Raw genomic sequence first — 14,591 nt, 5'->3', positions numbered from 1 at the left:
TTTTTCAAAGGTAAAAAGAATTAAATTGAAAACAAAAGAGATCAACTATATCAAATATCCTTACCCGCATAATCCCGGCGTATACATCATGAAGGATGATAAGGAAAACATTATTTATATTGGAAAAGCAAAGGATCTCGACAAAAGAATCAAAAGTTATTTTTCAAAAAACATTCAGAATATGCAGGATGATAATTGGAAAACAAGAGTCCTTGTAACCAAAATCAAAAGCATAGATTACATTATCACAGACAACGAAATTGAAGCCTATCTCCTAGAATCAAATTTAATCAAAAAACACAGACCAATTTTTAATATTGAACTTAAAGATCAGCAAAGATACACATATCTAAAAATTACAGATGAAACATATCCAAGGTTACTAGTAACAAGGAGAAACCGAAACGGACAATTTACGGGTACAAAAGGAGAGGTAGTAGGTCCATTTGTGAAAGGCAGTTCAAGATACTTGTCTGTCGGTCTATTAAGAAAGATGTTTAAGATCAGAATCTGTACCAAACTTCCTAAAAAAGAATGTTTAGAATATCATATCGGAAACTGTGATGCGCCATGTATTAATAAGATTAACGAAGAGCAATACAAAGAAAATATAGTATCGTTAAAAAAAATATTAGAAGACAATGAAACCCTAGGGTATTTTTATGAAAAACTTGAGGCAGAAATGAAGATTGCTTCTGATAACCGAGATTATGAAAGAGCTATTTTCATCAGAGATACTCTAACCAGACTCCAAAATTTATTACACCATCAAAAAATGGAAAATAATTCTATAGATGGTTACAAATCTGAGGAATACATTGGATTTCTGAATGATGAGAATCAAAAAAATATGCATGTAATGACACTAATGAGCAAGAATGGGGTTATCAATGATATGAAAAAATACCAGTTTGAATTGTTAGGGGATAATTCCATTGACAATTTCATTTGCCAATACTATCATTCTAGTGCAAAAGTACCAAATGTCATTTATCTGAACAAAAGCATTGGAGAAGAAACAAATTTACAAAAAGTCCTATACAAGATGACCGGGATGGAAGTTAAAATAATTCCTATGGATTCCGATTCTTTTTTAAAGAAACATCAATATGAGTCCAATGAAATGAACAAGTATAATATTATGCAATTGATACTGAACAATCTAAAGACATATATTGAAAAGAATCATGAACCTGCTCTTGATGAACTACAGGTATTACTAAGATTGAAAAAATTGCCATACATTATAGATTGTTTTGATATTTCAAATTTTGGAAATGATTTTGCTGTAGGAGCTTGTACCCGATTCATGAACGGTATCCCAGAAAAGAAAGGGTATAGGAAATTCAAGATAAAAAAGGTATCGTACCAAAATGACTTTTTGATGATGGAAGAGATTATAAGAAGAAGATATTCGTCTGATAATTTCGGCCAGACTGTTTCAGAAGACAAACGAACTGATAGATTCCCTGATTTGATTGTAATTGATGGTGGGAAAGGTCATTTAAACACGGCAGTCGCAACATTGAAAAAGATAGGAATAGAAGAGATCGACTGCGTTTCCTTAGCTAAAGAGAACGAAGAGGTGTATACACCGTCATCTACCGCACCAATCCTAATCCCAAGAAACAAGAAATCATTAAGGATTTTACAACATATAAGAGACGAATCACATAGATTTGGCCTAACATATAACAGATATTTAAGAAAAAAAATGATTAACTCGTGAGTAATGGACTTGGCCATAATTAATGACTATCGTAAGGTCACCCATCGCCCAGGAGAAGTATTTTTTGATACAAGTTCGATGGCCCAAAAAATATGGTTGAAATAATATTTTTAAGTGATCTATGACAAAGTCCTATTATGAAAACCCCTGGAATTGTTATAGCAGGAATTACTAGCGGGGTGGGAAAGACAACTATATCAACTGCTATAATCGAGGGACTTTTAAAAAGGGGGTACAAGGTTCAACCATTCAAAATAGGACCCGATTATATCGATCCATCTTATCACAACATGATTTCAAAACGCAAATCAAGAAATCTTGATGTATGGTTGATGGGAATAAAGGGATTACAAGAATCATATTTAGAAAATTCTATTGATTCTGATTTTACAGTTTTGGAAGGCGTGATGGGGCTGTATGACGGGATGTCTGGAAGGAACAATTTTGCAAGCACTGCACATGTATCAAGAATCCTAGGCCTTCCAATTCTCTTAATTGTGGATGCTAAAAAAGCAGCCAGATCATTGGCAGCAATCACCTTGGGGTTTATTAAATTTGATAGCAAGATAAGGATTTCAGGAGTGATATTAAATAATATTGCAAGTGAACGACATCTGAGATATATCGTCGAAGCATTTGATTCAAAAATTAAGATACCGATTGTAGGAAAGATATTTAATAATAAGAGCCTAATTTATCATGAAAGACATCTAGGCCTGATACCACGTATGGAGCTAAACGCCAGATTACAGGATAGTATCATAGACAATTCCAAGATTGTTGCTGAACATCTGGATTTTGAAAAGATTATACAGATAGGTAAGAAAATAAATTATCTAGATAAATCAAAAATTGAAAAGTTTTCATTGGACTTGGTAAAAAGAAAATCCAGATATCAAGAATCTAAAAAATTGCTTGGTCCAAAAGTAAAGATTTTAGTTGCATTAGACAAGTCATTTAATTTTTACTACCAGGATAACCTAGACATGTTACACAAAAGGGCAAAAATAGAGTTTTTCAGTCCTCTTGATGACTCATGTGTCTCACAAGATACAACAGGCATAATATTAGGAGGGGGATTTCCAGAAGTAATTGCAGATAAACTAGAAAACAATTCTACTATGCGCAGGTCAATCTTGGATTTAGCACAGAGGAACATACCGATTTATGCCGAATGTGGAGGATTAATGTACTTGACAAAGACAATTTCAGGCTATAAGAGCAAAAAAAAGAAGCACAAAATGGTGGGTTTATTTGATGCAGATACCATTATGACTAATAAGGTTACCCTAGGATACACAGAGGCCTCGTTAAATAATGATCAAACTTATCTTGGAAAGATGCACAAGGTCAGAGGTCATGAATTTCATTATTCAAATATAGTCTTTAACAACACGGATTTAGAATTGATTTATGATCTAAAAAAAGGGAAAGGCATAATGGATGGGAGAGACGGTTTCCATACTCATAACTGCATAGCATCATATATGCATACACATTTTATCAATTCAACTTTCTCAGATAGATTTTTAGAATGCTGTGTTAGGTATTCAAGAAAATAAAATAAATATACTTAATGACATTGACAAGTAAAACAATTTTCGATTTAGAGGTTTATGGGTTTAAATTAAAACTAACATAATCAATGTGTCTTAGATTGAGCTTTAGATTTTTTTGTCGAATACAACAACATGAGCGAATTAATAATAGATGAGGCCGCAGAACTCCCACCCTTCCTTCCTATATTTGTAATATAAGGAACATCCATTTTTGACAAATCAATTTTAGATTCAACAGCTGACACAAATCCAACTGGGATTCCAATTATGAGCAATGGTAAAGTTTTTTTTTCCTCTATCATTGAAATTAATTCATAAAGAGCGGTTGGCGCATTTCCAATTACTACAATACCACCATTTATCCTGTCAGCGGCCTTCTGCATTGCAAGCTCAGATCTTGTTTTGTTTGATTTCTTTGATATTTCTTTTAATTGAGGATCATTTATGAGACAAATGCCAGTTAAATTTAGATCCAATAATGATTTCTTATTTATTCCATGCAATACCATCTCCACGTCGGTGACGACAAAAGATTTCTTGGAAAAAGCTAAGAAAGCAGATTCTATTGCTTTTTCATGGAAAATAATTCTATCTTTCTTTGCAAAATCAAAGTCAGCTGTAGCGTGGATAACGCGTCTTACCACCGCCCATTCATTGTCAATATAACCATGGTTCCCGATCTCGGATTCTATTATATCAAAACTTTGTTTCTCAATTCCAAAAGCCCTCGTTGACATGTCTCGAGATTGTGGATTGCCTATACTATAATCACCCATTTTAGTATCAGAAAACTCCACTTTTAATTTCGGCCTCCTTAGCTAATGTGATTACCAGATCTATTACTGCAGGATCCACTCCTATATGTCCAGTTATAAACAAACTGTTAAAACTATATTTTTCTTGTGCATTAGCTAATTCAACCAAGATGTCCTTTTGAATATGGATCCCTTTATGTAAAAAGTATGGAACTACCACTATCGTATTTGGGTTAGAAGTTAAACATTCCTTTACACCTTCGTCAATATTTGGCGGTTCTAATTCCAAGAAACAAAATTTAACCTGCATATATATTTTTTTCAAGCTATTAACAGTATACAGAAAAGCTTCTCTAGCGCGTTTATCGCTACTACCATGGCCTATTAACAATAAACACAAGTTCGTTTTTTCCTTATCGAGTCCCTTTTCGACTATCAGTGAGTTTACCCGCTTTAGTACTATTTCAGATATTATGGGTTGATAGGACAATGGTTTTGATATTACCATTTTCTTTTTTTCTTGATGAATAATTGAGGCAGTTCGGGTAACAGCATCTTTAAGTTTCATTCCAGGATATAGGAAGTAGGGAACAATAGTTATGGAATCGACGCCTCTATCAATGCATTTTCTAATTCCTTCATCAATGTCAGGTGGAATAACTTCGAGGAAGCAGTAATCAACGTAAGAATAGTCGGTTTTATGTTTAATAAAGCCACAAGTATTTCGCAATTCTTCCTGAACTTCCTTCATTTTGCTTCCTCGGTCTATTATTAACAACGCTTTTTTCATTGATATTTCACCCTACTTATAGCGACAGTCAAATCTGGTGGAAATTTTTGTTTAGGTACTATTAAAATACCCTCTGAGGCTGCCAATGAAGAGGCCTCAGAAACGCTTGATGTTCCTTCATATCTTCCAACCAAATCAGATGGATTTGGGACATGTATCTCATTTAATTCAGTTTTTGAAAAGAGAAGGAGAGGAAGACCATTTGCAGTGCAAAAATCATCCAAGCCAACTACACGTTTGCCTTTATCGAGGGACGTAATTGCCATTATGCTTTTTATACTCAACTCATTTTCTTCAAGAACTCTTATTATGCCCTTCTCGATTGTTTCCTTGGAGGTATTCCAATGCAATCCGATCCCCACATATAGTGATTTTGGTCTATATATTACGGATTTAGTAGTCAGTGATTTATTTGACTCTAGCTTATCCGTAATAATTATAGAGCCCTTATATTCTTTAGATAACAAATCGGTAATCATTGTGACCATTTCGACATTCTTTGGTAGTTGATCCATATTCCACCAATCCTTTTCTCCAGTATCTTGATACACTCCGATTCTTTCTTCGTTCACCATCATGGCACTGACCTTTGTTACATTTTCATAATTATCAATAACCCAATTAAATTTTTTTCCTAATAGATCGATGGCAATGGTTTTGTTTACATCAGCTGCAGTTGTAATTACTGGAATTGAATTTAGGATCTCAGCTACTTTAAGTGTTAATTCGTTAGCACCACCTAGATGTCCAGACAGTGTGCTTATGACAAATTTTGCAGTATCATCTATTACAATTACAGCCGGATCATTTCTCTTGTCTTTCAAATGGGGCGAAATCAGCCGAATAACTGCTCCTAATGAAAATATACAAATTAGCGAAGTATATCCACGAAAAAGTGATTCTATTCTATTCGTTACCGATTCTGAGAAGAAAATGATAGATGGATCCGTGTCTCTAAATTTTTCCGGTACATGGATTTCCGATTCGCTCAACATATTCCGAATCCTCTTAGCGATTTCAATGCCTTTCTTAGTTATAGCGACAATAGCGATATCCTTTTTGTTTATATTCTCATTCAATTCCTAAAATAATCCTCCTATACTTTACCATTTTATTAGAATGACTATTTTATTATAGGTTTGTATCTTAAGATTTGATAATACAGGTCTATAACCTCTTTTGGACCAAAGGGAATATGAAGATTTATGATAGAAATTTAGTGTTGTGAAAATATGAAATATTATGAATCAGTAATTTATCACCGCTCTAATCCTGCTGAATCCAAATATATACTAAAATATGCTAGTTCATAGAACTAGTGCCGTCAATTACTTGGGAATCTACCAATGACGTATCCGTCAAAGTCGAACATAATAACATCTATGGATAACTCGTTTTTTGAGTAATTTTTTAGCTGGCTAGCGGCGTTACTACATATGAGATCATAAAACCCCTTAATATGGTGAGAGTCAATTATTTCTGAGACATGCCGTGCAGTATTAGCGTCTAGAATTAGTTTCAGAACGTTTTCAGAGGCACCGACTGCTTCTGCTAGTTTAGCCATAAATTCCATATTGACATGAGATCCTCTTACATGGGTTTGTTTGACTCCCATTGCTATTTTTGTTAATTTTCCAATGAATCCAGCAATAAACACTTTCTTAACTCTCTTGTCGTGGCATTGCTTTACACTATAGCCTGCAAAATCACCCATCTGAACATAACAATGATCATCGTATGTATCACCGAACAAGCTTTTACAAAAATCTTCACTTCTGCCTCCTGTCGTAAGAATAAAAGTATCTGCGCTTAGAGCTATTCCAACATCCAAACTCTGTCTTATTGCGGCAGCAAAAGAAGCCGTTGAATAAGGGAGTACTATGCCAGTAGTGCCTAGAATTGAAATCCCTCCAAGTATACCTAGTCTGGGATTGTCAGTTTTCTTTGCTATTTCTTCCCCATTTGGAACTGAGATTGTTACTTTCAATCCTTGCTTTTTAATTACCTCGGGATAAAGATTTAATACTTCTTGTATAGCTTCGATTATCATTTTCTTTGGTATTGGATTTATTGCAGCTTGTCCTAATAACAGTCCAAGGCCGGGTTTAGTGACTTTACCCACCCCAGTCCCTCCAATGATTTTAACTTCACCTTTATTACTTGTTGTTTCTACAGTAGAGCAAATTTCAGCACCATGAGTTACATCAGGATCATCTCCACCGTCCTTAATCACAGCAGAGGTAATCGACTTTTCATTGATTTTTGTCCATGCAACTTTGAGTGTAACTATTTTACCCTTTGGTAATGTAATCTGCACAACTTCGACGCTCTTTCCCGTTAAGAGAGTGATAAGAGCTGATTTGGAAGCAGCAGCAGCTGAGGTCCCAGTGGTATAACCGGTTTTAAGTTGGCCTTTTAATTTTTTTTCTTTAACTTCTTGAGGAAGATCCTGTTCGCTTTCCGCGATAGACAAATCATTAGAAATTTTCTCGTCAGATTCGCTCAAGACCTTTCATCGACTTTATTACCATGCAAGCATATCAAAAGAAAATTTATGATTATTTAATTGATATGAATGCTTTTCAAAGCTTCCGCTTTATCTGTTTTTTCCCAACTAAAGTCAACATCTCTACGTCCAAAATGTCCATATGCAGAGGTTTTTTTATAAATTGGTCTTTTCAGATCGAGAGTTCTAATGATGCCAGCTGGACTAGTATCAAATAATTCTTTAACCTTAGCCTCTATTTTTTCTTCGTCTACTTTTGATGTCTTAAAAGTATCAACCATAATTGACACGGGTTTTGCTACACCTATAGCATATGCAATTTGAACTTCACATTTAGTAGCCAATTCTGCTGCCACGATATTTTTAGAAATGTATCTGGCCATATAGCATGCAGATCTATCCACTTTAGTTGGATCTTTGCCTGAGAAAGCTCCTCCCCCATGCCTTCCCATCCCTCCGTAGGTATCAGCAATGATTTTTCTTCCTGTCAATCCAGTATCGCCAGGTGGTCCCCCAATAACAAATCTACCAGTGGGATTGACAAACACCTTTGTTTCGGAAGTAATCCAATTTGAGCAAACAGGATTTATCACAAATTTAGTAATTTCCTCATTAATTTGTTCTTGAGAGATTTCAGGAGAATGTTGGGTTGACAACACAATAGTATCAATAGACTTTGGCTTGTTGTCCTCATATAGAATTGAAACTTGTGATTTGCCGTCTGGTCTAACCCAATCCAATTCTTTTTTCTTCCTTACTTCGGATAAACGCAATGATAAATTATGAGCGAGTGTAATGGGCAAAGGCATATACTCTGGGGTTTCGTTAATCGCAAACCCAAACATGAGTCCTTGGTCACCTGCTCCCTGCTCTTTTAATCCATTTGATGTAACTCCAATGGAAATATCTGGGCTTTGTTCATGAAGTGAAACTAAGACCGAACACGTATTTCCATCAAATCCGTATTCAGGTTTATTATAACCAATATCGTTTATTTCATTTCTTACAATATCTTGGACATCCATCCTATGGGTAGAAGTTACCTCCCCTGCTACTATGACTACCCCTGTAGTCGTCATGGTTTCGACTGCTACTCTAGCATTTGGATCATTAGTTAGAAATGAATCAAGAATGGAGTCAGAAATTCTATCACATATCTTGTCTGGATGTCCTTCTGTTACACTTTCAGATGTAAATATATATTTTCGTGGTTGCATTATTATCATTAATCAAGAATTCAGAAATTGTACTAATTATTAGAATTCTTTCTCTAATTTAATGAAAAGCACGTTATTACCTCTTATAACGACTTTACCGTAATTTGCTAACAGATCAGATCCATCAAATTCTTCTGCGTCAACTAAAATCAGATTCATATAAGAATCTACATTCGACATTTTGCCTCTATATTCGATTTCGCTTTTTAACCTTACAGCAACTTTTCTGTTCAAAGAACGCTGTAAAACATTTAATGGTCTCTTCGTAGGTTGTTGTGAAGGTGATGCTGCCATATTGTTATTCAATTGTGAAAAGACCCTAGGCTACAATAAAAAGCTTCCTTTACGAATCGATGCATAACAAATCAATATTTTTATTCATGAAAGAATATCTAAACTCATAGATTCAGGAGTAAAAAAATTAGATGGTCTTTTGCTCAGAATGACCCAAAATGGCACACTTATCGAGTTGGTTGGTAAAAAAGGTGCTGGCAGAAGCCACCTGGTATATTTGATATGTTCATTAAATAGCATACGAAGTAAAAAAACATTATACCTAGATGGATCAGGAAATTTTCGGCCCGAAGTAATTAACGAATATCTTCTAAAGATAGCAAATGCCAACGATGGGGAACTAAAAAATTTTTTGAAGAAGATAACTTATCAAAGAATCTATGATTCAGATAAGCTAATCCTTGTTTTGAAAAGAATCAAGGTATTAGAGATAGATTGTGTAATTTTTGATGATGTGATCCCCTTGTTTCTTTACAATCAGAATAAGAATATCAGACAAGAGGTTAGAAGATTCATTAGAGAAATAGCTTTAATTGCCATAACCAAAAGGATAAACATATTTTTTACAAGTACCCTAATTGAGAAATTTGAGGAGACTAGTCTAGAAAGAATAAATTATGAACTTTTTTACCACGATATCATCAGGTATGTTCACGTAAAAGCAAGTATCAAAAGAAGAACCCAAAATACGATCGAATGTGAATTTATTCATCCCAAACATTTAATCGATTCAAGACTATCAATTAACTTGGATAAATTTTAACATCATTTGATTTAAAACATAGTGGAAATTATTATAGTAAAAAGTAATAGATTTAAAGAATGATAGAATCATAAGAAATCATTATGTATTCTTTTACGGTAGTTGAAAGAAGAAATCAAAAGAATGTATAATTATAATTATAAAAACAACTACAACAAAGTAGTTATCATAGGACTTGGCCAACTTGGTCTTCCAGTTGCAAAATATGTTAAAGAACATGGTTTTGATACTTATGGATATGATATAAATCAAAAAACCATGCAATCAGCTGAAGCCAACTATGGAATAAAGCAAGCATCCAACTTTGGTGATTTTGACGTACTAATTATCTGTGTATCTACACATAGACCAGATGATATGTTTACACCACAAGTAGATGGTTTGATGTCTGTAGTTGAAAAGTTATCTAGAGAAGCTAAAACAGGCGCACTAATATCAATTGAAAGCACTATACCAAAAGGTACATCTAAAAAAGTATTTGAAAAAGTAGACCATAGACTACACGTTGTACATGCACCACATAGATGGTATGCATTAGAAGAAGAGGTTCACGGTGTTAATCAATTACGTATTGTAGGAGGTGTGAGCAACTGCTGCTTGCAACACGGTCTTAACTTTTATGATGGACGGGAAGTAGTACCACAGACAACAGAAACAACAAAGGCTGAATTATCAAAAACACCCCTAATTGACAACAATAATACAAAAGTTAGCATCAATTCAAATAACCATTTGAATCAACCGACAAATAATAGTCATGTAACTATTCCCTCAACAACAGTAGCAAGGGCAAAAACCACTGGGATAAAAACTCTATCAATTCCAATGCATCCAGTATCGTCAGTTGAAGTAGCAGAATTAACAAAAATAGTAGAAAATGCTCATAGATATCTTCAAATAGCATTTGCAGAAGAGCTTTACCTCTATTGCAAGTCTAACAGCATCAATTTTTCTGAATTACGTGAATCACTCAATACAAAATGGAATGTAGAAGTTCTAGAACCTAGGGATGGAATAGGAGGTCACTGTCTTCCCAAAGATACAAGGATGTTTATCAATTCATCTAACACAATAAGAAGCAAAATACTTCAAGCAGCCATGGAGATTGATGAGGACTATAGAGAATACATCCAAAGTAGAGAGAAAAGAGGTAGTATAGGGTCTGTAGCAATTAGTAAAGATAGAAAGACACAAGAAGTAGAACCAAATCAACTACTCTATAGTAAGAAAATTAAATGAGATTGTTCACAGTCTTAATTATTTTATCCATATCATAACATTCGCGCATATCAATTAGTTTTATTTGCTCCCTAAATTTGTTAACTAATTTTGGATGGCATCTTATAAATGGATAAGGTGCCTTGGTTCCTATTATTTTGTTCTGTTCATCTAATCCAAAATGCATTAAATTCATCAATGCGTCCGCTGGGTAATGACCGTTAGTATCTTTTCCGCACAAAATCAAATATCTCATAGCTGGAGAAGTTGTGCAAAACTGAATTAGCTGCTCTATTCCTTTGTTTTCAGAAAATAAACGCCCTACAATTAAAAGCTTGTCCATGATAGCATCACTAGAAATCTTTTTCAAAAGGGCCATACTCGAAAGTGTACAAACAGCAACCTCCGTACCTTTTCCTTTAAACGAAGAAACAGGGATTGGATAGATAGCTTTACAGACAACTCCAGCTGCTTGCTCCAATCGAAATTTAATGTACAAATCAGTTAATTCCCCAACAAACATTTGTTTAAAGTTTTAATTTAAAAAAGGAGACTCCCCTTCATTCCACGGATCATTTCGAACCCACTCAAACTTGCTATAAAAAAGCAGATAAATTTTGTCATATATTTGATCATTTTTGACTATTCTGACTACCCATTTACAATGAACCCCTACTTCAAATTTGATATGTAAATATCCACAGTTAAACTGACATTAGGATTTTTCTTAATGTTGAATAATTTTTTGCTTTTTAATCGGTTGAAATATAAAAAAAATTGTCTTTGTAGATGTGTGAAACGGGTACCGTGTGGTTTATCTTTAAAAAAAGTTACTAATCTGCAAAAGTCATTTTCTATGGTAAACTTAATCTTGCTTGGCGTTAACTGGGACACAGGTTATAATTATAAAACCAATAAGTGGTAGAGTTGATTTAAATCAATTGCGATCGGCCAATTTTTTTGAATTCGATTCTTCCCGTGCATAATTTTCCTACTTATACAACGGCCATGTAGGGCTTGAAAATGAATTTTAATGATATGGTAAATACATATTGACGTCATAGTGAAACCAGGGGTCATTAGATGTCATTCGCATTAGATGAACATAATAAATAGAGATATCGAGTAAACTTGAATCACCACTATGGGAGACGACTATGGATAAAGGATTAATAATTGTATATTATGGTAAGGGAAAAGGTAAGACTACTGCAGCTTTAGGTGTTGCCTTAAGAGCAATAGGATACGAATTGAATGTCTGTATGATTCAGTTCATAAAGGGAGAGTGGAATTACGGAGAAATATATAGCTCAAACAGATTAAAACCAAATTTTGAATTAGTAATAACAGGAAAAGGATTCGTTGGTATAATAGACGATGATCATGATTTTATGGAGCATGTAGAATCATCTAAAAATGCTTTGGCAATCGCTAAGGAGAAAATAGATTCTGGAAAATATAGTATTGTCATATTGGACGAAATTAATTATGCTTTGAAGCTTGGATTAGTAGAAGAAAAAGAGATTATTTCCCTCTTAGATTCAAAACCACCTGATGTAACTGTAATATTGACTGGGAACCACTTGACGGACAACATACTTCAGATTGCTGATTTGGTTACGGAAATGAAAGAAATCAAACACCCATATAAAAAAGGGATTAAGGCGAAAAAAGGCATTGATTATTAGAAGTTCATAAAAGCAAAATTAATTAATCTAACAAATTGGTTTAAACATAGTGAGTATTTCAGAAACCAAAAAACTCCCCGATTTGGGAGAAATAGTTATAGTTACAATCAAAGAAGTTACGGGTCATGGAGCATATGTAACCCTTGACGAGTATGACAATCTTACTGCGTTTTTACATATATCAGAAATTGCTACGGGCTGGATCAGAAATATTGAGAGGTATGTAAAGGCTAAGCAAAAAACAGTCCTCAAGGTAATCAGAGTTAATCCAATAAGGTCAGAGGTAGACCTTTCGTTAAAGCAGGTTACTGGCGAAGAAAAGAAGGCGAAAGTTATGGAAGTAAAAAAAGACGAAAAGGGCGCTAATTTTATGGACGTTATAAAGACTAATCTAGGCTATGATCAAAATAGTATAAGAGAGATTGAAGAAAAAATAAGTCAGAAATATGATTTCATCTATGATGCATTTGAAGCAGTAGCCATTAAAGGGCCTGAAGTATTATCTACTCTTGATTTAAAACCAGAAGTCATTGATGCAATAGAACTAGAAAGTAAGAAGATTCAGATCCCACATATTGAAGTCAGGGCAGTTTTAGATATTACTGTAAGGAAGGGTGACGGTATCGACACCATCAAGAATATTTTAGGATCTGTAGATGGATCCAAAAATAATTCTAAAATAGATATAACCTATATAGGTGCCCCAAAATACAGGATCACAGTTACAGCGGAAAATTTTAAAATTGCCGAGAAAGCACTCAATCATGCTATAGAAAAAATAAAGACGAATATAGAAAAAAATTCGGGTATTTTTAAATTTACAAGGGAAGAATCAAAGAAAACTCATACAAACATTTAACCAATCGAACAGATATGAAACACCGGATTAGAATTTGTAGATTGTGCAAGCAATATACGTTAAAAGATAAATGTCCAATTTGTAAGTCTGAGACTAATGATCCACATCCTCCGAAATTTTCGCTTGATGACAAGTATATAAGGTATCGAATTATGGATGCCTACACAGACAATTCGGTAAATGGTCAGATATAAAAAATATCATTTGATCATTATTTCAAATTCTCATATGTAATATCATTTTAGGAAATTCGCATTATTTGATTCAGAGGTATCGTATCCTGGTAATGCATTAATAATTCGCATAAATCCCAAGTCACTGGCGTTGGTGTTTTGAGTCATATTAACAACGACTGGAATGAGATCCTGAGGTCTAGCTGGGTTGCTGTTGTTGACAGTAGCATTGTTTAAAGTAGCACTGTCATTGTTTTGAGCAGTTTTATTAGAATTATTTTTGACAATATCTTGGAGGGCTGTTGCGTTGGAAGGAACAGTATTAATTACATTTTTGATAGGAATATCGCTGGCGTTGGTGTTTTGAGTCATATTAACAACGACTGGAATGAGATCCTGAGGTCTAGCTGGGTTGCTGTTGTTGACAGTAGCATTGTTTAAAGTAGCACTGTCATTGTTTTGAGCAGTTTTATTAGAATTATTTTTGACAATATCTTGGAGGGCTGTTGCGTTGGAAGGAACAGTATTAATTACATTTTTGATAGGAATATCGCTGGCGTTGGTGTTTTGAGTCATATTAACAACGACTGGAATGAGATCCTGAGGTCTAGCTGGGTTGCTGTTGTTGACAGTAGCATTGTTTAAAGTAGCACTGTCATTGTTTTGAGCAGTTTTATTAGAATTATTTTTGACAATATCTTGGAGGGCTGTTGCGTTGGAAGGAGTAGCCTCCATTATTTGTTTGATAGGAATATCGCTGGCGTTGGTGTTTTGAACTTCCTCGATCATTAATGGAATTAAAGATAGATAAGTTTGATTGATGTTTAATAAGAATTCATCATTATTAGAAGAATTCGTTTCTTGGCCATGTATATAAATTTCTGAAGTCAATTGGGGACTCGAAAATGCCAGAATAAAGATTGGTACGATGATAAAAGATAGGGAAACAAAAGCGACTCTTTCAAGGGGAGGGTTAATATTCATAACAAGTCTGTTAATCTGCGATAAAATAAATATATTTCTAAAATGCCGATCGATTT

15 protein-coding genes are annotated in these 14,591 nt (G+C 34.2%); 7 read left to right on the top strand and 8 right to left on the bottom strand.

What is annotated here, in order from left to right; all coding sequences use genetic code 11:
• Positions 1–25: 25 nt before the first annotated feature.
• Both uvrC and AAGU22_RS04020 read left to right on the top strand, forming a co-directional pair.
• Positions 26–1,729: an excinuclease ABC subunit UvrC gene (gene uvrC, locus AAGU22_RS04025; RefSeq protein ID WP_458720947.1), complete on the top strand. Its 1,704-nt coding sequence runs from the start codon at positions 26–28 to the stop codon at positions 1,727–1,729.
• A 137-nt stretch (positions 1,730–1,866) separates the two neighbouring features.
• Complete coding sequence (locus AAGU22_RS04020; RefSeq protein ID WP_458720946.1) at positions 1,867–3,291, top strand: cobyrinate a,c-diamide synthase; 1,425 nt, start codon at positions 1,867–1,869, stop codon at positions 3,289–3,291.
• Positions 3,292–3,371: 80 nt separating this feature from the next.
• Here AAGU22_RS04020 and AAGU22_RS04015 read toward each other — a convergent pair whose 3' ends face one another.
• From AAGU22_RS04015 to AAGU22_RS03990, 6 genes are all read right to left on the bottom strand, one after another.
• Complete coding sequence (locus AAGU22_RS04015; RefSeq protein ID WP_458720945.1) at positions 3,372–4,064, bottom strand: precorrin-8X methylmutase; 693 nt, start codon at positions 4,062–4,064, stop codon at positions 3,372–3,374.
• A gap of 7 nt (positions 4,065–4,071) precedes the next feature.
• Entirely contained in the window at positions 4,072–4,833 is a 762-nt protein-coding gene (locus tag AAGU22_RS04010) for a sirohydrochlorin chelatase (protein WP_458720944.1), read from the bottom strand.
• The gene (locus AAGU22_RS04005) at positions 4,830–5,912 is read right to left on the bottom strand and encodes a cobalt-precorrin 5A hydrolase (RefSeq protein WP_458720943.1); all 1,083 of its coding nucleotides are present in this window, start codon (positions 5,910–5,912) and stop codon (positions 4,830–4,832) included. Before AAGU22_RS04005 ends, AAGU22_RS04010 begins: the two co-directional genes overlap by 4 nt.
• Before the next feature lie 245 nt (positions 5,913–6,157).
• On the bottom strand, positions 6,158–7,339 hold the full coding sequence (locus AAGU22_RS04000; protein WP_458720942.1) for a cobalt-precorrin-5B (C(1))-methyltransferase: 1,182 nt from the start codon (positions 7,337–7,339) through the stop codon (positions 6,158–6,160).
• Between the two features lie 56 nt (positions 7,340–7,395).
• On the bottom strand, positions 7,396–8,556 hold the full coding sequence (gene metK, locus AAGU22_RS03995; RefSeq protein ID WP_458721736.1) for a methionine adenosyltransferase: 1,161 nt from the start codon (positions 8,554–8,556) through the stop codon (positions 7,396–7,398).
• A gap of 39 nt (positions 8,557–8,595) precedes the next feature.
• The gene (locus tag AAGU22_RS03990; RefSeq protein ID WP_196818427.1) at positions 8,596–8,862 is read right to left on the bottom strand and encodes an LSM domain-containing protein; all 267 of its coding nucleotides are present in this window, start codon (positions 8,860–8,862) and stop codon (positions 8,596–8,598) included.
• 58 nt (positions 8,863–8,920) lie between these two features.
• Between AAGU22_RS03990 and AAGU22_RS03985 the strand changes: the two genes are divergently transcribed.
• Both AAGU22_RS03985 and AAGU22_RS03980 read left to right on the top strand, forming a co-directional pair.
• The gene (locus AAGU22_RS03985) at positions 8,921–9,613 is read left to right on the top strand and encodes a P-loop NTPase family protein (protein ID WP_458721735.1); all 693 of its coding nucleotides are present in this window, start codon (positions 8,921–8,923) and stop codon (positions 9,611–9,613) included.
• A 102-nt stretch (positions 9,614–9,715) separates the two neighbouring features.
• The gene (locus AAGU22_RS03980) at positions 9,716–10,852 is read left to right on the top strand and encodes an NAD(P)-binding domain-containing protein (RefSeq protein WP_458720941.1); all 1,137 of its coding nucleotides are present in this window, start codon (positions 9,716–9,718) and stop codon (positions 10,850–10,852) included.
• Here the strand turns inward: AAGU22_RS03980 and AAGU22_RS03975 are convergent.
• The gene (locus AAGU22_RS03975) at positions 10,845–11,330 is read right to left on the bottom strand and encodes a hypothetical protein (protein ID WP_458720940.1); all 486 of its coding nucleotides are present in this window, start codon (positions 11,328–11,330) and stop codon (positions 10,845–10,847) included. The two genes, AAGU22_RS03980 and AAGU22_RS03975, sit on opposite strands and share 8 nt — an antisense overlap.
• 658 nt (positions 11,331–11,988) lie before the next feature.
• On the opposite strand from AAGU22_RS03975, the gene cobO reads away from it, so the two are divergent.
• Genes cobO through AAGU22_RS03960 form a run of 3 tightly spaced genes read left to right on the top strand, consistent with a single transcriptional unit; the run spans position 11,989 to position 13,572 of the window.
• A complete protein-coding gene (gene cobO, locus AAGU22_RS03970; protein ID WP_458720939.1) occupies positions 11,989–12,519 on the top strand; it encodes a cob(I)yrinic acid a,c-diamide adenosyltransferase in 531 nt (176 codons plus the stop codon).
• A 49-nt stretch (positions 12,520–12,568) separates the two neighbouring features.
• A complete protein-coding gene (locus tag AAGU22_RS03965; RefSeq protein WP_458720938.1) occupies positions 12,569–13,378 on the top strand; it encodes a translation initiation factor IF-2 subunit alpha in 810 nt (269 codons plus the stop codon).
• A 14-nt stretch (positions 13,379–13,392) separates the two neighbouring features.
• Complete coding sequence (locus tag AAGU22_RS03960; protein WP_458720937.1) at positions 13,393–13,572, top strand: RNA-protein complex protein Nop10; 180 nt, start codon at positions 13,393–13,395, stop codon at positions 13,570–13,572.
• A 42-nt stretch (positions 13,573–13,614) separates the two neighbouring features.
• Here AAGU22_RS03960 and AAGU22_RS03955 read toward each other — a convergent pair whose 3' ends face one another.
• Positions 13,615–14,535: a hypothetical protein gene (locus tag AAGU22_RS03955; RefSeq protein ID WP_458720936.1), complete on the bottom strand. Its 921-nt coding sequence runs from the start codon at positions 14,533–14,535 to the stop codon at positions 13,615–13,617.
• Positions 14,536–14,591: the final 56 nt, after the last annotated feature.

Source organism: Candidatus Nitrosocosmicus sp. R (assembly GCF_054408505.1).
This window is presented reverse-complemented; position numbering and strand designations above follow the sequence as displayed.